This window comes from Lishizhenia sp. (genome assembly GCF_057456495.1).
This window is the reverse complement of record NZ_JBVCPV010000043.1, coordinates 1-18,258: the sequence shown is the minus strand read 5'-3', so window position 1 is coordinate 18,258 and position 18,258 is coordinate 1. Positions and strand designations below refer to the sequence as shown.

At 38.6% G+C, this 18,258-nt stretch carries 18 protein-coding genes; 15 read left to right on the top strand and 3 right to left on the bottom strand.

All coding sequences use genetic code 11. The features are described from left to right. The 12 genes from AC22ZQ_RS04895 to AC22ZQ_RS04840 all read left to right on the top strand — a co-directional run. A partial coding sequence (locus AC22ZQ_RS04895) for a UDP-N-acetylmuramoyl-L-alanyl-D-glutamate--2,6-diaminopimelate ligase (protein WP_318957621.1) occupies positions 1 to 1,410 on the top strand: 1,410 nt, incomplete at its 5' end. After that, positions 1,410 to 2,654 carry a phospho-N-acetylmuramoyl-pentapeptide-transferase gene (gene mraY, locus AC22ZQ_RS04890; protein WP_318957620.1) on the top strand — a complete coding sequence of 415 codons (1,245 nt, stop codon included), beginning with the start codon at positions 1,410 to 1,412 and terminating at the stop codon, positions 2,652 to 2,654. The genes AC22ZQ_RS04895 and mraY, both read left to right, overlap by 1 nt. A gap of 3 nt (positions 2,655 to 2,657) precedes the next feature. Further along, entirely contained in the window at positions 2,658 to 4,001 is a 1,344-nt protein-coding gene (gene murD, locus AC22ZQ_RS04885) for a UDP-N-acetylmuramoyl-L-alanine--D-glutamate ligase (RefSeq protein ID WP_318957619.1), read from the top strand. 21 nt (positions 4,002 to 4,022) lie between these two features. Next, entirely contained in the window at positions 4,023 to 4,493 is a 471-nt protein-coding gene (locus AC22ZQ_RS04880; protein WP_318957618.1) for a hypothetical protein, read from the top strand. Then, positions 4,494 to 5,675 carry an FtsW/RodA/SpoVE family cell cycle protein gene (locus AC22ZQ_RS04875; RefSeq protein ID WP_318957617.1) on the top strand — a complete coding sequence of 394 codons (1,182 nt, stop codon included), beginning with the start codon at positions 4,494 to 4,496 and terminating at the stop codon, positions 5,673 to 5,675. Then, positions 5,672 to 6,769, top strand: coding sequence for an undecaprenyldiphospho-muramoylpentapeptide beta-N-acetylglucosaminyltransferase (gene murG / locus AC22ZQ_RS04870; protein WP_318957616.1), 1,098 nt, complete (start codon positions 5,672 to 5,674; stop codon positions 6,767 to 6,769). Before AC22ZQ_RS04875 ends, murG begins: the two co-directional genes overlap by 4 nt. After that, positions 6,766 to 8,121: a UDP-N-acetylmuramate--L-alanine ligase gene (murC, locus tag AC22ZQ_RS04865; protein WP_318957615.1), complete on the top strand. Its 1,356-nt coding sequence runs from the start codon at positions 6,766 to 6,768 to the stop codon at positions 8,119 to 8,121. The genes murG and murC overlap by 4 nt, the downstream gene beginning before the upstream one ends. Continuing rightward, a complete protein-coding gene (locus AC22ZQ_RS04860) occupies positions 8,118 to 8,909 on the top strand; it encodes a cell division protein FtsQ/DivIB (protein WP_318957614.1) in 792 nt (263 codons plus the stop codon). Before murC ends, AC22ZQ_RS04860 begins: the two co-directional genes overlap by 4 nt. 5 nt (positions 8,910 to 8,914) lie before the next feature. Beyond that, complete coding sequence (ftsA, locus tag AC22ZQ_RS04855; protein WP_318957613.1) at positions 8,915 to 10,189, top strand: cell division protein FtsA; 1,275 nt, start codon at positions 8,915 to 8,917, stop codon at positions 10,187 to 10,189. A 67-nt stretch (positions 10,190 to 10,256) separates the two neighbouring features. Then, complete coding sequence (gene ftsZ, locus AC22ZQ_RS04850) at positions 10,257 to 11,909, top strand: cell division protein FtsZ (protein ID WP_318957612.1); 1,653 nt, start codon at positions 10,257 to 10,259, stop codon at positions 11,907 to 11,909. Positions 11,910 to 11,912: 3 nt separating this feature from the next. Then, complete coding sequence (locus AC22ZQ_RS04845; RefSeq protein WP_318957611.1) at positions 11,913 to 12,368, top strand: GatB/YqeY domain-containing protein; 456 nt, start codon at positions 11,913 to 11,915, stop codon at positions 12,366 to 12,368. Between the two features lie 94 nt (positions 12,369 to 12,462). Further along, positions 12,463 to 13,359: a hypothetical protein gene (locus AC22ZQ_RS04840; RefSeq protein WP_318957609.1), complete on the top strand. Its 897-nt coding sequence runs from the start codon at positions 12,463 to 12,465 to the stop codon at positions 13,357 to 13,359. Between the two features lie 287 nt (positions 13,360 to 13,646). Here the strand turns inward: AC22ZQ_RS04840 and AC22ZQ_RS04835 are convergent, their stop codons facing one another. Together AC22ZQ_RS04835 and AC22ZQ_RS04830 are read right to left on the bottom strand one after the other, a co-directional pair. After that, a complete protein-coding gene (locus AC22ZQ_RS04835) occupies positions 13,647 to 14,402 on the bottom strand; it encodes an ABC transporter ATP-binding protein (RefSeq protein ID WP_318957608.1) in 756 nt (251 codons plus the stop codon). Continuing rightward, positions 14,402 to 15,142: an MlaE family ABC transporter permease gene (locus AC22ZQ_RS04830; RefSeq protein WP_318957607.1), complete on the bottom strand. Its 741-nt coding sequence runs from the start codon at positions 15,140 to 15,142 to the stop codon at positions 14,402 to 14,404. Before AC22ZQ_RS04830 ends, AC22ZQ_RS04835 begins: the two co-directional genes overlap by 1 nt. Positions 15,143 to 15,256: 114 nt before the next feature. Here AC22ZQ_RS04830 and AC22ZQ_RS04825 point away from each other — a divergent pair, with 114 nt between their 5' ends. The 3 genes from AC22ZQ_RS04825 to AC22ZQ_RS04815 are packed head-to-tail and all read left to right on the top strand — an operon-like array spanning position 15,257 to position 17,506. Next, positions 15,257 to 15,877 (top strand): sprT domain-containing protein, encoded by a 621-nt coding sequence (locus AC22ZQ_RS04825; protein WP_318957606.1) that lies wholly within the window; start codon positions 15,257 to 15,259, stop codon positions 15,875 to 15,877. Between the two features lie 2 nt (positions 15,878 to 15,879). Continuing rightward, positions 15,880 to 16,956: a mannose-1-phosphate guanylyltransferase gene (locus AC22ZQ_RS04820; protein ID WP_318957605.1), complete on the top strand. Its 1,077-nt coding sequence runs from the start codon at positions 15,880 to 15,882 to the stop codon at positions 16,954 to 16,956. Then, entirely contained in the window at positions 16,949 to 17,506 is a 558-nt protein-coding gene (locus AC22ZQ_RS04815) for a hypothetical protein (RefSeq protein ID WP_318957604.1), read from the top strand. Before AC22ZQ_RS04820 ends, AC22ZQ_RS04815 begins: the two co-directional genes overlap by 8 nt. A gap of 94 nt (positions 17,507 to 17,600) precedes the next feature. On the opposite strand, the gene AC22ZQ_RS04810 is transcribed toward AC22ZQ_RS04815, so the two are convergent. Then, a partial coding sequence (locus AC22ZQ_RS04810; RefSeq protein WP_318957602.1) for a peptidase associated/transthyretin-like domain-containing protein occupies positions 17,601 to 18,258 on the bottom strand: 658 nt, incomplete at its 5' end.

The following is an 18,258-nucleotide window of genomic DNA, read 5'->3' as shown; positions in this document are numbered from 1 at the left end:
AGCACAGATGTGGCGATTGAATCTATTGTTTTCGACTCTCGAAAAGCAGTAGCCAACACTGTTTTTGTTGCTATTAAAGGGTTCACGGTTGACGGTCATGATTACATCACTAAAGCCATAGAACTCGGTTGTACATCTATCGTTTGTGAAAACATACCTACAACTCTTACTCCAGGAGTTAACTACATACAAGTTAAAGACTCACACCAAGCATTGGCCCTAATGGCCAACAACTTCTACGATGAGCCAAGTAAAAAACTAACGCTAGTTGGCATTACAGGAACCAACGGTAAAACAACGTGCACTACCCTACTACACAAGTTATTTACGCAGCTTGGGTATAAAGTAGGACTCCTTTCTACTGTTGTAAATAAGATTGGAGATAAAGACATTCCTTCTACACACACTACCCCTGACGCAGTAGGTTTGAACGCCCTACTCGCGCAAATGGTAGAAGAAGGATGTACGCACTGTTTTATGGAGGTGAGTTCACATGCTATCCACCAACACAGAACTACAGGGTTAGACTTTAAAGTGGGAGGATTTACCAACATCACGCATGATCACTTGGATTATCACAAAACTTTCAAAGAATACCTGAACGTTAAAAAGAGCTTTTTTGACCATCTCGGTAACGAAGCTTATGCCATCACTAACCTCGACGATAAAAACGGAGCGGTAATGTTACAAAACACAAAAGCTAAGAAATTGAGCTACAGCTTAAAGTCTGTATCTGATTTTAAAGCGAAAGTGTTAGAAAACCAATTTACAGGATTGGTCTTAAACATGAACGGAACCGAATTGTGGTCGAGATTGATTGGGGATTTCAACGCTTACAACTTGCTTTTAGTGTACGCCATTGCCATCACTTTAGAAGAAGACGAGTTGGAAGTGTTAACACAGCTCAGCACCCTAGAAAGTGTAGAGGGTAGATTCCAATACACGAAGAGTGAAAGTGGAATTATAGCTATTGTAGACTACGCGCACACTCCAGATGCCTTGGCAAATGTTTTAGGAACGATCAACAACATCAGAACGAAAAACGAAACCGTTTTCACAATTGTAGGATGTGGTGGTGATAGAGACAAAACAAAGCGTCCCTTAATGGCTGGAATCGCTTGTGAGAAGAGCGATAAAGTAGTGATTACATCTGACAACCCAAGAACTGAAAATCCTGAAACCATTATTGAAGAAATGATGGCAGGTGTAGAAGGGCAACATTTCAAAAAGACCCTCTCGATCACCAACCGTAAGGAAGCGATTAAAACAGCTATCAGCATGGCACAACCCAACGACATTATTTTGATCGCTGGAAAAGGTCATGAAACCTACCAAGAAATCAATGGCGTTAAACACGATTTTGACGACATGGCAATAACGAAAGAACTATTTAAAAAACTTGACAAATAATGTTGTACTATTTATTTCAATATCTCAACGAACTCGACATCCCTGGAGCAGGTGTATTTGACTACATCTCCTTTAGAGCTGCCGCTGCATTAATCACGAGTTTGATCATTTCTATGATCTTCGGAAAGCGCATCATTAATGCCTTAAGAAAGCAACAAATCGGAGAATCTGTAAGAGACTTAGGTTTAGAAGGACAAAAGGAGAAAGAAGGTACCCCTACCATGGGTGGATTAATTATTTTGAGCGCCATTCTCATCCCTACTTTACTCTTTGCTAAACTTCACAACATCTATGTAATTACCATGTTAATTGCAACGGTTTGGTTAGGATTGATTGGATTCTTAGATGACTACATCAAAGTATTTAAAAAGAACAAAGAAGGACTAGCAGGAAAGTTTAAAGTAATCGGACAAATTGGTGTAGGTGTAATTGTAGGATCTATCCTCTACTTCCACCCTGATGTTAAAGCTCACGAAAAAGTTGACAGTCAATACGTCCTTGCTCAAAACGAAGTTGACGTTACAGATAAACACGCAGAATTTAACAAAGGAACAGACAGCAAGTGGATCATGACAACAGACAAGACCACTACTATACCTTTTGTAAAAAACAATGAAGTGAACTACTCACTATTAAGCGGCAACAATGTTTGGATAGGCTTTGCCATCTTCACTTTGATTGTAATCTTCATCGTAGTAGCAATCTCTAACGGAGCCAACATGACGGACGGACTGGACGGCTTAGCCACAGGAAGTTCTGCCATCATAGGTTTGGCTTTAGCTGTATTAGCCTACGTAAGTTCCAACTTAAAATTCGCCGACTACCTGGACGTGATGTACATTCCATTTGCAGAAGAAATGGTAATCTTTATTTCTGCCTTCGTTGGAGCTTGTATCGGTTTCTTATGGTTCAACTCTTACCCAGCACAAGTATTCATGGGAGATACCGGAAGTTTAGCATTAGGAGGAATCATTGCTGTATTCGCTATTTCTATCCGTAAAGAATTATTGATTCCTGTACTCTGTGGAATCTTCATCATTGAAAACGCCTCTGTGATATTACAAGTCAGTTACTTCAAATTCACCAAGAAAAAATTTGGAGAAGGCCGACGCATTTTACGTATGGCCCCCCTTCACCACCATTACCAGAAGAAAGGAATTCACGAAGCAAAAATTGTTTCGCGCTTCTGGATTGTAGGAATACTCTTAGCAGTAATCACAATCGTAACCTTGAAATTAAGATAACTCGTGAACGGAACAAATAAACATATCAGCATTTTAGGCGCAGGCGAAAGCGGTGTTGGCGCTGCACTTTTAGCACAAGCTAAGGGGTGGAATGTTTTTGTTTCAGATTTCGGAAAAATCAAGGATAAATTCCAACAAGAATTAACAAACAACAACATACAATTTGAGCAAGAACAACACTCAGAAGATATCATCTTAAAGAGTGATGTAATTGTAAAATCTCCAGGCATCCCACACAAAGCTCCTATCATCAAGAAGGCAGTTGATAAAGGAATCAAAATCATCTCCGAAATTGAATTTGCAGGTTACTACACGCAAGCAAAGATGATATGTATTACAGGTAGCAATGGAAAAACTACCACTACCCTTTTAACACATCACCTCTTGCGAAAAGCTGGGTTAAATGTAGGACTAGCTGGAAACATCGGTCAAAGCTTGGCCAAACAAGTCATAGCAGACGAATTTGAATACTACGTATTGGAGTTAAGTAGCTTCCAATTGGATGACATGTATGAATTTAAAGCAGACATCGCCATCCTTTTAAACATCACACCGGATCATTTAGACCGCTACGATTACAAAATGGAAAATTACACGGCTTCAAAGTTTAGAATTCTTCAAAACATGACAGCAAACGATTGGTTCATTTATAATGCTGACGACCCAATCATCACTGAGCATTTGGCACTAACAAACACCAAGGCTCAATTAGCTCCTTTCTCTTTGAAAGAAGAACAAAAACAAGGAGCATACGCAAACGAACAACAAATAACAATAACAATAAAAAACCAATTCATTATGTCTATTCACGATTTAGCATTGAAAGGCAAGCACAACACTCAAAACAGCTTGGCCTCTGGGATCGCAGGAAGAATCCTCGACATTAGAAAAGAAACAATCAGAGAGAGTTTATCTGATTTTAAAAACGTTGAACACCGTTTGGAATTCGTAGCCAAAGTTCACGGTATTGAATTCATTAATGACTCAAAAGCAACCAACGTAAACTCAACTTGGTACGCCTTAGAAAGCATGGAAAAACCAACTGTATGGATCGTTGGTGGTGTAGACAAAGGAAACAACTACGAAGAATTGGCAGAACTTGTTCAAGATAAGGTAAAAGCCATCATTTGCTTAGGAGTTGATAACTCTAAAATCATTGAGGCATTCCAAGGTAAAATAGAAACTATAGTAGAAGCAAAATCTGCTATGGAAGCAGTTGGTTTTGGATACCAATTGGCTAAAAAAGATGAAACAGTATTGTTATCTCCAGCTTGTGCTAGTTTCGATTTATTCGAAAGCTACGAAGATAGAGGTAACCAATTTAAAGATGCCGTGAGAGCATTATAAAACCCATTAAAACGTAACGTCATGCAAAAACTAGATAAAAAGACCTTGCAGGATAGTTTACTTTCTGCACGTCAGAACGCATTAAAGGAAGCTAACAAGCATTTAACACAACACGAAGATTTTAGAGGTATGAAAATATTCTCTTGGTCAGGTGCCAACCTAAATGAATGTTTTGACGCCTTGAAACAATTAGACAATCCTGTTATCTGGATCATGAGTAGTGATTTAGAACACGATTTTAGAGAAGAAAGACCCTGGTTAAACCAAGAGGTAGAAGCCATTATTTCTTTTGGACAAGCGAATAAAAAGTTCCGCTATGATTTAGAAGCACAAGTAACCTTCTTTACACGTAAAAACGACATATTAGAAGCTTGCGAAATGTTAACTAAAGTAGCCCATGAAGGGAACACTGTGTTTTTTGCTCCAGGACTAGGAACCAAGGCAAAAGAAATGGAAACTACCTTTTTGAATTACTTAAAAGACAACAAATAATTGAAGTCATTATTAAAATATTTAGGAGGTGACAAGGGGATATGGATTATCGTCTTTTTACTTATGCTCATCTCTTTGGTGTGTGTATTCTCTTTCGTACCTATTTTGGTAAAAACGGAAGGAGGATCACCCTTCAAATACCTCTTTAAGCACGTTATATACATAGCAATAGGTATTGCCGTGATGTATTACCTGCATCGCTTAGACCCTAAATATTTTTCTAAATTATCGAAGTTTGGACTCATCATGGCCATCTTCTTGCTCATCTTCACCTTCTTTTTCGGAGTAAGAATTAACGATGCTAGTAGATGGATAAAAATCCCAATCGTAGGATTAACCTTCCAGACTTCTGACTTTGCCAAATTGGCTTTAATACTTTATCTCTCCAAACAGCTCGCTGTTAAGAAAGACAACTTTTTAGATTGGAAAACGGGCTTCGTACCCATCGCCTCCGCTATCGTTATAACCTGTGGATTAATCTTTAAAGACAACTTCTCTACAGCTGTATTACTGGGTACCATTGCCTTCCTATTGTTATTTGTAGGTAAGTACCCCATGAAAAGAATTGGTGTATTAGTCGCCGGTGGTTTAGGATTGGTTTCCATCGCCGTACTCTTACACTTTGCGTTACAACCCGAAATACAGTTGATTCCTCGTTTGGACACTTGGGTTTCGCGCTATACTAAAGCCTTTGGAGAAGAAACGAGTATCATTGAAAATGCACAAGCCATCAATGCCGAACTTGCCATACACGTTGGAGGCTTGTTTGGAGAAGGTGTTGGTAAAGGACGACTCAAAGAATACTTACCCGAAGCATATGCCGATTTTTTCTTCTCTTCCTTTGTAGAAGAATTCGGAATCTTCGGAGCTATCATTTTGATTTTACTCTACATGAGTTTAATGTACCGCATATTCAGAATAGGTTTGAAGGCCGATAAACTCTTCCACACTTATGTGTGTATAGGAATCGGGTCCTTGTTAATGCTTCAAGCCTCTATAAATATGCTCGTATGCACGCGAATAATACCTGTTACCGGACAGAACATCCCTTTCTTAGCCATGGGAGGATCTGCCATGGTAACAGCGTGTGCCGCGGTAGGAATAGTTCAATCTATTGCTAACAAACAAAATAAAGGAAAAGAAGTAGCCACAACTACCCAAAAAAATAGCATAGCAGAATGATACAGAAAGCAATCATATCAGGTGGTGGAACGGGAGGTCATATTTTCCCAGCCGTAGCTATTGCCAATGGTTTAAAAGCACAAAACCCGAACATAGAAATCTTATTCGTAGGAGCTGAGGGTAAAATGGAAATGGAAAAAGTTCCTGCGGCTGGATACAAGATCATTGGGTTACCGATTCGTGGACTTCAACGCAAGCTCACTTTAAGCAATCTAGCTTTACCTTTTAAGATTTTAAAATCTTACTTCATGGCAAAAAAAATCATCAAAGATTTTAAGCCAGACGTTGTGGTAGGAGTTGGAGGTTATGCCTCTGCCCCTACACTAATCGCAGCAACCCGCTTAGGCATACCTAGCGTTGTACAAGAGCAAAATTCTTTTCCCGGAAAAACGAATATATACCTCTCTAAAAAGGTTAACAAAATATGCGTTGCTCACAAGGGACTAGACCGTTTCTTCCCAGCTGAAAAAATAGTTTTTACCGGTAACCCTGTAAGAACTGAAGTTGCCGAAATAGAAGGGAAACGTGAACAAGCATTAAAGAGCTTTCACCTATCTACAGACAAGCAAACTATTCTTGTTTTAGGAGGAAGTTTGGGAGCACTCACCTTAAACAACAGTGTACAACAGCATTTAGATACTTTACTCGCGGCCGATGTTCAAGTTATCTGGCAATGCGGTAAGTTTTACAAAGAGCGACTTTCCAAAGAAGTTGACACCAATAAATACAACAACATTGTATTAACCGATTTCATACCGGAAATGCAATTGGCCTATGCAGCAGCGGACGTTATCATTTCCAGAGCAGGTGCTTTATCTGTTTCAGAAATAGCTTTGGTTGGAAAACCGAGCATCTTGGTTCCTTCCCCAAACGTAGCAGAAGATCACCAAACACACAATGCTAATTCTTTGGTAAATGAAGGAGCTGCACTTTTAGTAAAAGATAATACGGCGGTAGAAGAATTGATACCCTTGAGTTTACAATTGCTCAACAACCCCGCATTTCAAAATAAATTAAGAGGAAATTTAAAGGCATTAGCAAAACCTAATGCAACGCAAGATATTGTTCAAGTATTGATGGATTTGAAAGCATGAGAATAGAAGATTTTAAACATATCTACTTTTTAGGCATAGGCGGCATTGGTATGTCGGCCCTTGCCCGCTATTTTCACGTCAACAAATTCGCAGTAAGTGGATACGACAAAACAGAAAGTGAACTTACCCAAACGTTAACTCAAGAGGGAATAAAGATTCACTACCAAGACAAGGGCAAGGAACTATTAAAAGAGTTGGATAAAGCAACAACTTTGGTCATTTTCACACCCGCCGTAAATAAGAACTTAGGTGAATTAATCGCTTTAGAAGAAGCTGGATACACCATGATTAAAAGATCTAAGGCACTCGGTTTACTTACCCAAAGTAGCAAAGGTTTAGGCGTAGCAGGTACACATGGCAAAACCACGACCTCTTCCCTTTTGGCACATGTATTACAACAATCTCACGTAGGATGCAATGCTTTTTTAGGAGGTATCAGTAGTAATTACAATAGCAACTTAATTCTTCACCCTACCAGTGAATATACCGTTGTTGAAGCCGATGAATTTGATCGTTCATTTCTACAGTTGAAACCTTTCGCTTCTATCATCACTTCTACAGATGCCGATCATTTAGACATCTATGGTGACGCAGAAACATTAAAAGAAAACTTTCAAGACTATTGCGATTTAACATCTCCTGATGGTCTACTCATTCAACAGGTAGATACTGAAGTAACTGCCCCAGGTAAATCTTTGACCTATGCAGTAAACCAAAAAGCAAAATGTTACAGTGACAAATTGCGCTATGTGGGGGGTAAATTTCTATTCGACTATCACTTTCAAAATAAAACATGGGAGAATATAGAGCTTGGAATACCCGGTATACACAATGCAGAAAATGCAACGGCGATAATAGCTTTATGCCAATTCATAGGTCTAAGTGAAGAAGAAATTAGAAAAGGTTTAGCCAGTTTTAAAGGAGTTAAACGTAGGTTTGAATATCATATAAAAACCGATAATAGGATATATATCGATGATTACGCGCATCATCCAACGGAGGTAAAGGCTCTATTGAAATCCATAGAGCTCCTTTACCCCAGAAAAAAGATCATTGGTATTTTCCAACCACACTTGTTTTCGCGCACACAAGATTTCATGGATGAATTTGCAGCAGAATTAAGCCGTTTAGATGAATTGATTCTTTTGCCAATTTACCCCGCTCGCGAGGAACCCATTCCAGGAATTACAAGTGATGTACTACTCTCTAAAACTACAAATGCTTCCAAACGCCTTATAGAAAAAGAGCAGCTTATTGAAGCTATTGAAATAGAAGACAACGCAGTTTACCTAACAATAGGAGCTGGAGATATAGACAGATTGATACAACCTTTAAAAGCCAAACTAACATGAAACCGTGGTTAAAAACAACATTATGGAGCGTGTTTGCCTTGGCTGTTTTAGTACTATTAGTTGCGAGTCAACTGAGTGAAAGCAAAAAGAAAACGCAAGCTCCGAAAATGCACATTCACGAACATCCAGGAATGTCATTTTTAACAGAAGAAGAACTTCTAACGAAGTTAAAAAGAGCTGGTTTATGGAGGGAAAACACGACTGTAGACAGCTTGAAAATTAAAAATATTGAAGAATACATTCAAAAATTAAACGTAGTTGACAGCGTAAATGTATACTCCAATTTAGGGGGGAAATGGGAAATCGATGTACAAATAAGAAGACCCATTGTTAGGGTATTACCCGAGGGAAATTCAGGCTTTTACATAGATGACAAAGGTGAAGCGATGGAGCTCTCAGATTTCCCAGCTCACGTTCTGATTGCCACAGGGTTAGATGATTTTACCATGGAGAATTCGAGTTATAAACGCTTAATTAACAACGACAGTTTAATAACTATAAGCAAGCTCGATGATTTGTACCGTATTTCAAAGTATGTTTGTAATAGTACCTTTTTCAATGCTTTGTTTACCCAATTGCATTACGATAACAACAAGGGTTTCAAACTCATACCCCGCGTAGGAAATCAAGAAATAGTATTTGGTTTAGCGCAAAGTGACGAAGAAGTTGAGAAAAAGTTTAACAAGCTCAAGGTTTTTTATGAAGAAATCATCCCTTACGAAGGTTGGGAGAAGTACGAAAGCATAGACTTGAGATTTGACGAACAAATTGTAGGAAAGAAAAAATAAAGAATATGTCTGAAATTGTAGTTGGTTTAGATATTGGAACAACGAAGATCGCATGCTTTGTAGGCCAAAAAAATGAACACGGGAAGATAGAGATTTTATCGATGGGTAAAACTGAATCTTTAGGTGTTACTCGTGGTGTTGTTACCAACATAGAGAAGACTATTCAATCTATTAAAACAGCTGTTCAAGAAGCGCAAGATCGCGTAGAAGGAGAGTTGACGATAGGTGTAGTGAATGTGGGGATTGCTGGACAACACATCAACAGCATTCAACACAGAGGTATACACACACGTACCGCTACTGATGATGAAATTTCACAATTGGACATCGACGCATTGATCGAAGACATGTACAAATTGGTAATGGAACCGGGAGAAGAAATCATCCACGTGTTACCGCAAGAGTACATCATAGACAATGAGCAAGGGATTAAAGACCCTATCGGAATGTCAGGTGTTCGTTTAGAAGCAAACTTCCACATTATTACAGGAAGAATTGCAGCAGCAAAAAACATCCAGAAATGTGTTACAAAATCTGGATTAGAAGTACAAGAAACAATATTAGAACCCCTTGCGAGTGCCGCAGCTGTACTTTCTGACGAAGAAAGAGAAGCAGGTATCGTATTGGTAGATATAGGAGGTGGTACAACTGACATCGCTATCTTCCACGAAGGAATCATCAGACATACTGCTGTTATTCCATTTGGAGGTAACATTTTGTCTGAAGACATCAAAGAAGGATGTACCATTTTGAAAAGACAAGCTGAACTTTTAAAAGTGAAGTTTGGTAGTGCGCTGGCATCGGAATCTCAAGAAAATGAAATCGTTTGTATTCCTGGACTGAGAGGTAGAGAGCCGAAAGAAATTTCTATCAAGAATTTGGCAAGTATTATTCAGGCCAGAATGGAAGAGATTATCGAGCACGTATACTACGAAATCAAAAACTCTGGTTACGAGAAAAAGTTAATCGGTGGTATCGTAGTAACAGGTGGTGGTGCACAGTTAAAGCACATCACACAATTGTTTGAATACATTACAGGAATGGATACACGTATCGGATACCCGAACGAGCATTTAGGACAATCTCCAATTGCTGAAACCATTACCTCACCTATGTATTCTACAGGTATAGGATTAGTATTGAAAGGCTTTGAAAGCAGCGAACGTCAAAATAGAGCGAAACGCGCTTCAGCCATCAAAACTCATTCTAAGAAAACAAAAGGATCTTTCTTTGACACCATCATCAATAAGAGCAAGAGCTGGTTTGATGAAGATGAATAGAAAGCCGACAACAAATTAAGAACAAACAACAACACTCTTGTGCAAACAAGAAACAAAACTAAATAGTATGGAATTCGATTTACCAAAAGGACAATCTTCTATCATTAAGGTGATAGGAGTTGGTGGTGGAGGAAGTAATGCCGTAAACCACATGTATAACCAAGGAATCAAAGGTGTTGATTTCATCGTTTGCAATACAGATAGACAAGCATTAGATATTTCTCCAGTGCCATACAAACTTCAATTAGGACCGTCTTTAACAGAAGGTCGTGGAGCAGGTTCTATTCCAGAAATTGGAATGAACGCAGCTGTGGAGAACATAGATGAAATTAGAGAATTCTTATCGAAGGAAACGAAGATGGTATTCGTTACTGCCGGTATGGGTGGTGGTACTGGTACAGGTGCTGCTCCTGTAATTGCTCAAGTCGCTAAAGAATTGGGTATTTTAACGGTTGGTATTGTTACTGTTCCATTTAGTTTTGAAGGAAGAAAAAGAAGACAACAAGCTGAGGACGGTTTGGAAAACATGCGTGAAAATGTTGATACACTTTTAGTGATTAACAACGAAAGATTACGTGAAATTTCTGGAAACCTTACTTTGGGTAATGCCTTTGCTCAAGCTGACAACGTATTAACTACAGCTGCGAAAGGAATTGCTGAAGTAATTTCTGTTACTGGTGCAATCAACGTCGATTTCAACGATGTAAATACAGTAATGAAAGACAGCGGTGTTGCCATTATGGGTTCTGCTACATCTGAGGGTGAAAACAGAGCAATTCAAGCGGTACAAGAAGCCTTAACTTCTCCGTTATTGAATGATAATGACATTGCTGGAGCTCAATACGTGTTGTTGAACATCACTTACGGTGATAAAGAAGTATTGATGGATGAGATTTCTGACATCACTGACTACATCCAAGACGAAGCAGGAAGTACTGCAGACGTTATTTGGGGACACGGTTATGACGAAACTTTAGGAGATGGATTAGGGGTAACCTTAATCGCAACTGGATTCCACTCTTCTCCAATCACTGGATTTGAAAAAGCTCCTGAAAAAAAAAGACGTTCATTAGAGGATGAAGTAAAGAAGGAAATCACAACTCCCTTATCTCAAGCAACTTCACGTCAAGTAGAGGCTAAAGTTGAAGAAGAAAAGGTAGAAGAGCCTTACTTAAAAACAGAAGAAACTCCTGTACAAGAAGAACAACCAAAAGTAGAAGAAAAGCAAAGCTATAACTGGGAAGTAAAACCAGCTACTCAATTTGAGTCTCGTACAGAAGTACAAGAAGAAGAGGCGCCAGTAGCACCTCAAGCGCAAGAAACGCCAGCTCCTCAAGAGGAAAAAGAAGTGAAGCGTTACTTCTTAGACGAAGCAGAAGAAGAGGCTACTCCTGAAGCAACAGCAGCTCCTGTACAAAACACTGTACAAAACGAGCAGCCAGAGCACTTTACTGCCCGTCCTACAATGAGTCCGGAAGAGCAACAAAGAAAACACCAAGAGCGTATGGAACGCATCCAACGTTATACAGATAAGATCAAATCTGCAGATGGGATTACAGAAATTGAAAATGTACCTGCCTTTAAGAGAAGACAAATCCGTTTAGAAGATGCACCTCACTCTACTGAGAACCCAGTTTCTCGTTTCAATGTTTCAGAAGGAAATAATGATGATATTACACTAAGAGGTAACAACTCTTTTTTACACGATAACGTAGACTAACAGATGAGTTTAACAGAACAAATTAATACAGATATCAAAAACGCAATGAAGGCGAGAGAAAAAGAAAAGCTTTCTGCGTTAAGAGATATTAAAGCTAAGTTGTTGTTAGAAGCAACAGCAAGCGGTGCTCAAGAAGAAATTTCTGCAGCACAAGAGAACAAAATTATCTTGAAGTTACACAAACAACGCATGGAATCATATGCATTGTACGTAGAACAAGGGAGAGAAGATTTAGCAGCTGATGAAAAATTCCAAGCAGAAATCATCGAGGCTTATTTGCCGAAAATGATGAGCGAAGAAGAAGTTAAAGCTGAGGTTGCACAAGCCATTACTGATTTAGGAGCTCAGGGTCCACAAGACATGGGTAAAGTAATGGGTACATTAAGCAAGAAATTAGCCGGAAAAGCTGATGGGAAAATGATTTCTACATTGGTTAAAGAAGGTTTAAACAATCTTTAAAATGCTTTATTCTCCTTTGTCATATACGTAAGACATAGGAAATTTATTATCCCGAATACCCTTGGTGTTCGGGATATTTTGTAAAATTCAAATCATGAAAACACTTCTATTCATCGCGCTTCTTATCAGTACGTTCAGTTGGGGACAAATCATTTCTAATGAAGAAGGACATGCCTTAGGTGAACGCACATCCTTCAATCCAGAGTACATAAAGAAAAACAAGATAAAACGTATTTCTGGGGAGTTTATGACCAAAAGAACAGGACAAAACATGCGCACCAATGGTTTAAAGCGCGTGTATGAATTCGATACTGAAGGTAGAATGATTAAATCTTACGAAACCATCAAGGAAAATGGCAAGTTAGATACAGTGGTTACCATGTTTGAATACAATGCAGAAGGACAACTCACCAGCGAACGTTTTAGCGACAAACACGGCTTCTCAGCATATATCTACACTTATGATTCTATTGGAAGACCTACTAGTACGGAGTTTTACCGACTAAAAAACAAGAACGGTAGAAAGATAGATTTTGAAATCGGTGAAAAATACCTTGTATCTACAGAGCGCTATACCTACAAAAAAGTAAGTGGTAAAGAAAGACAAGTTGTGTACAACAATATGAATTTGCCGTACAAGTACCGAACAGAAACAGTAGACAGTATTGGGTTTAAGGTAGAGGAATACGAAAAATACGATAAGTCGACCCATTTAAAGCGTACCAAATACTTCTACAATTACGAAGCGCGTATAGACAGCGTTTCTATCGAGGTTAAAGACCCGAGAAGATCTATGACTATCATTACTTACAGATACGACGAACACGGCAACGTAGACACGCGTAACGAGTATAAAGACGGAAAGTATTTATACAAAACAGAAGTAATTTATGATAGAGCTACTTACCGCATCGACTACATTATGCGTAGAGATGTGATTACACATGAGTTTACCATTTTGAAATTATTGGATTACGAGTTGTACGATTAGGTTTTAAACTACAAATTGGTCCCTCGACTTCGCTCGGGAACCTTTAATAAAAATACAACTCTTCACTCCCTACTCACACTCAGAACTGACCCTGCGCCGGATAGCAGTGGCAGCTGCACTAAACAAAAGGTTAGAAGGACTTAACATTGCAAATATGACCGCAGGAAATTTTGGCGATGGTTAGTGCTACTTAGCATTTGGGATGTGGACTAAAACGGATAGCCGGATGACGCCCTTCTAAAGAATAAAAATCAATATTCTAAACGAGATAATTCTTTACGCTTAGTTTAAGCAAGTTTTCCTTTGAGGTTTTTCATGAACTTAGAGGCGTACACGAAATCGATGATTTCTTGATTATCCGTGGTTAAGATCTCCTTATTATCACCTTCCCACCAAATTTTACCTTCATTGATGAAACTGATTTTATCTCCAATCTCCATCACCGAGTTCATATCGTGTGTAATTACAACGGTTGTGATGTTGTACTCGTAAGTAATTTCTCGAATCAAATTATCAATCAAAATACTCGTTCTTGGATCTAAACCAGAGTTTGGTTCATCGCAAAATAAGTATTTCGGATTCATTGAAATAGCACGTGCAATGGCGATACGCTTCTGCATACCTCCAGAACATTCGGCAGGATAAAGATGATTTGTATTTTCTAGGTTTACACGCTTTAAACAGAAGTTGGCTCTTTCTATCTTCTCCTCTTTGGTCATGGAAGTATACATATCCAAAGGGAACATGATATTTTGCTCTACCGTCATAGAATCGAACAAAGCAGAACCTTGGAAAAGCATACCTATCTCTTTTCGAATTTCACGTCGCTCTCTCCTATCCATAGCACTAAAATCACGTCCATCAAAGTAAATACTTCCAGAATCTATCTCCATTAAACCAACAATACACTTGGTAAGTACAGATTTACCCTGTCCTGATTGACCAATGATCAGATTCACTTTTCCTGGATGAAACTCTGCGTTGATATCGTGCAAAACATGCTTTTCACCAAAAGATTTATTTACGCCCTTCACTTCTATCATTACAGTAAGATTAATTGCGTTAATATAAAGTTGGCGATCAAAATAGTGATGGTACTCCACACTACTCCTTGCGTAGATGATTTACCAACATCTAGCGCTCCACCTCTCGTGTAATACCCGTAAAAAGCAGAAACCGAAACGATAATAAAAGCAAACACCATCGTTTTCACCAAGGCATAGACTATATTACCTGTATCGAAAAAGGCGCGTACTCCGTAAACAAATTCTTCGTGAGAACAAAGATTAGATGTAGTCACGGCAAAATAACCTCCGAGGATACTTAACGCCATTGAAATAATTATCAAGAATGGAAGGATAGTAACCGCTGCGATTAATTTGGGTAAAATTAAGTAGCTCGCACTATTAATCCCCATGATATCTAAAGCATCTATTTGCTCTGTTACGCGCATCGTTCCAATTTCAGAGGCAATGTTTGACCCTACCTTACCTGCCAAAATTAAAGAGATAATGGTAGGTGAAAATTCTAAGATGGTAGAAGATCTGGTAATATAACCTATGGTATATTTAGGCAATAAAGGACTATCCATATTAGATGCCGTTTGCAAAGCGATAACCGCCCCCATAAATACAGAAAGGATACCTACAATTCCCATAGAGTTAATCCCTATAGTTTCCCATTCGTTTGACACGCGTTTTGTATACACACGGAAACGCTCTGGCTGCGTAAGTACCTGCTTTAACAGCATGAAATATTTTCCTATGTTCTGAATATTATTCATAACTCCGTGCTAAATTAATAGCTTATTCTAAAGTATCCTTATTTTAGAGCGATTTTATACCCACATGTAATTGTTTACACTTTACCTTAGGTAAGGTCTACAGCCCATTTCTGTATGACAAAAAGAGAGCAAATAGAACAAAAGTTAGAAAAATTTATTCCAGCAGCCTTTACAGGTTATGTGACAGATTTACTCTTTTCTTCTAAAGTTGCTTTTAAAGTAAGCAAACCACGAAAAACAAAGCTGGGAGATTATCGTCCACCCATTAAAAGTGATTACCATAGAATTACGGTGAATGGCGATTTAAACCCTTATCAATTCTTGATAACGACCTTGCACGAATTTGCCCACATGCAAACCTACATTGAGCATGGCTGGCAGGTTAAAGCCCATGGTTTGGAATGGCAAAATAAATTCAGCCAACTCCTCTCCCCCCTCTTGGATGCTGAAGAAATTCCTAGAGACATTAAATTGGCTTTACGCAACAGTGTAAACAAGCCTAGAGCAAGTTCTTGCACAGACCTTGCACTAAGTAGAGTATTGAAACGTTATGATAGCGAAAAACACACGCTTATTACAGTTGAAGAATTAAGAGAAAACGAATGTTTTATACTCAACAACAAAAGCTTTAAACGTGGAAAATTGCGTAGAAAGCGATACATGTGCGAAGAAATAGGCACCGGTAAGTTATATTTGGTACACTGCCTTGCCGAAGTAGAACGAATAGAAGATTAAAAATGGATACAAATAATTACGCAGTCATTATGGCTGGAGGAGTTGGATCGAGGTTTTGGCCGATGTCTACCCCTGCCCGCCCTAAACAATTTTTAGATGTTTTGGGAATAGGAAAATCACTCTTGCGTTTGACCTATGAACGACTGCTCAACATCATACCCAACGAAAATATTTACATCGTTACCAATGCAGAATACTGCGGAATGGTAAAGGAGCATTTGCCTGAATTAGCCGACAAGCAAATACTAACAGAACCAGAGCGCAAAAATACTGCGCCTTGTATCGCTTATGCCGCGGCTAAAATTTACGCGTTAAACAAAGAGGCCAATCTAATTGTAGCTCCTTCAGATCATTTGATATTGCAACAACATAAGTTTGAGCGTATAATCAATATTGCCTTGAAAAATGCGAAAGAAAACAAGCGCATCACAACCCTTGGTATTAAACCAACACGACCTGATACGGGGTATGGCTACATACAGTTCTTTGAAGACGGAGATGTTGTAGGAGGTGATGTAAAAAGAGTAAAACAATTTACAGAAAAACCCAACAAGGAATTGGCTAAAATCTTCTTGACAAGTGGTGACTACTGTTGGAACTCTGGAATATTTGTGTGGACCGCTGAAGTAATCTTAAATGCTTTAAAACGCTTCAAGCCAGAACTACATGACTTATTCTGTAAAGACTTCTCTGTATATTTCACAGACAAAGAACAAGCCTATGTAGATGCAGCCTTTCATGCTGCTGAAAACATCTCTATAGATTTTGCAGTTATGGAAAATGCACGTAACATTAGTGTTGTTTTGGCAGACTTTGATTGGTCTGACTTAGGAACATGGGGTAGCTTGTATGGTCATCTCGAAAAAGACCACCACGGCAACGCAACAGACAATCCTGGCATTCGAATGATAGATGCCCATGATTGTTTGGTGAAATTACCTACAAAGAAAAAAGCTATTATTCAAGGATTAGATGATTACATCGTTGTTGAAACAGAAGAGAAATTACTTATCCTTAAAAAGGCTGACGAACAAAACTTAAAAACTTACCTCAAACTTATAGAGCAAGAAAATGGCTAAAATCCCAAAAGACTTTTACTCTGACGTTGATCACAAACCTTTTACACATTGCAAAGTCTGCGATTGTAGACTGGATGATGGAAAAATGCCTTACGTTGTTGAAAAGGCATATAAACGCACTGAAGAAGGTGAAGATTTAACCCTGTTTGAAATGGCACTTTGCATCATGTGTGCACAAGAGCAAGTTGCTAAAATGAGTACGGAATCTAGAGCTTTTTTACAGCGTTCCTTAATGGGTGAAGAGTTAATGAAACGAAGAGCTGCATTAACCGAAGAGGATTGGGAAAGTAATTGGAAAAAGGAATGCTTACTGACGAATAAAACTCCAAAAATAAATGACGAATACCACATTGTGGGTCAATTTTTAGGAGATGAATTATTAGAAGATCAATCCCCTTACTTAATTGGCGCCGACATCATAGAACACATTCAAGAAAACCTTTCAGTGGAAACGAAAGAAGAATGGGATAATTTTGGCAGACAATTTTATGGGCCAGAAGACCCTCAGCTCAAAGCACTTTTAGAAGACCATCAATTCGTTTTTGTTTAAAGTAATTGACAAACATACAAAGGGCAGACTTTAGTTAAAGTCTGCCCTTTTTCTACCCAGATGCTTTGTTGCTATCCCTTCTCAAATGGGTAGGTTATTCTACTGTTGTTGTCATTATTTTCCATCTTCTATACAAATCAGCATAACTTTTTGTATTCATTACAATTACACCTCCATTTGTATCCCCGTATTTAGCAGGTATTGCAGAAGAGTACACCGTTATTCCACCAATTGCAGATCCTGGTATTCTTAATGCATCTCTTAATTTAACTCCGTCGATAAAGTAAGCCATATCTCCAGGTCTAGCACCTCTAATCATCATTTGTCCGCTTTCATTCTTTTTGATATCAGAATTTTTACCAACAATTAAACTCACAGGGTCCTGTCTGTCTGGACTATTCTTGATATCTAGAGAACTGATTGTAGTCTCCCCGGCACTACCAAACTTTATCAAAGGTTCACCTCCTCTAATGGTTACCCCCCCTAATTCAGTAACATTTGTAACAACATTAACTCTACCAATATTTAAGATACCGTTAGCTGTAACCTCACATTTTATAGTGTCAGATAATGTATCTCCATAATACTGAGCTTGTAAAAGATAAAGTCCCGGAGGAATTGCTGAAATTCTAAATTTCCCTTCCTCATCCGTTGTAGCTCCTATCTTTGCCCCATTATCTTCTACCCATACTTTTGCGAAAAGAGCTTTAGCTTCCGTTTGATCATTTTCGTATAGGTATCCTACTATCTCT

Excerpts from the sequence above, each read along its gene's own strand:
- mraY (WP_318957620.1), top strand. The coding sequence starts at position 1,410 with ATGTTGTACTATTTATTTCAATATCTCAACGAACTCGACATCCCTGGA.
- AC22ZQ_RS04880 (WP_318957618.1), top strand. The coding sequence starts at position 4,023 with ATGCAAAAACTAGATAAAAAGACCTTGCAGGATAGTTTACTTTCTGCA.
- murG (WP_318957616.1), top strand. The coding sequence starts at position 5,672 with ATGATACAGAAAGCAATCATATCAGGTGGTGGAACGGGAGGTCATATT.
- murC (WP_318957615.1), top strand. The coding sequence starts at position 6,766 with ATGAGAATAGAAGATTTTAAACATATCTACTTTTTAGGCATAGGCGGC.
- AC22ZQ_RS04860 (WP_318957614.1), top strand. The coding sequence starts at position 8,118 with ATGAAACCGTGGTTAAAAACAACATTATGGAGCGTGTTTGCCTTGGCT.
- ftsA (WP_318957613.1), top strand. The coding sequence starts at position 8,915 with ATGTCTGAAATTGTAGTTGGTTTAGATATTGGAACAACGAAGATCGCA.
- ftsZ (WP_318957612.1), top strand. The coding sequence starts at position 10,257 with ATGGAATTCGATTTACCAAAAGGACAATCTTCTATCATTAAGGTGATA.
- AC22ZQ_RS04845 (WP_318957611.1), top strand. The coding sequence starts at position 11,913 with ATGAGTTTAACAGAACAAATTAATACAGATATCAAAAACGCAATGAAG.
- AC22ZQ_RS04840 (WP_318957609.1), top strand. The coding sequence starts at position 12,463 with ATGAAAACACTTCTATTCATCGCGCTTCTTATCAGTACGTTCAGTTGG.
- AC22ZQ_RS04835 (WP_318957608.1), bottom strand. The coding sequence starts at position 14,402 with ATGATAGAAGTGAAGGGCGTAAATAAATCTTTTGGTGAAAAGCATGTT.
- AC22ZQ_RS04830 (WP_318957607.1), bottom strand. The coding sequence starts at position 15,142 with ATGAATAATATTCAGAACATAGGAAAATATTTCATGCTGTTAAAGCAG.
- AC22ZQ_RS04825 (WP_318957606.1), top strand. The coding sequence starts at position 15,257 with ATGACAAAAAGAGAGCAAATAGAACAAAAGTTAGAAAAATTTATTCCA.
- AC22ZQ_RS04820 (WP_318957605.1), top strand. The coding sequence starts at position 15,880 with ATGGATACAAATAATTACGCAGTCATTATGGCTGGAGGAGTTGGATCG.
- AC22ZQ_RS04815 (WP_318957604.1), top strand. The coding sequence starts at position 16,949 with ATGGCTAAAATCCCAAAAGACTTTTACTCTGACGTTGATCACAAACCT.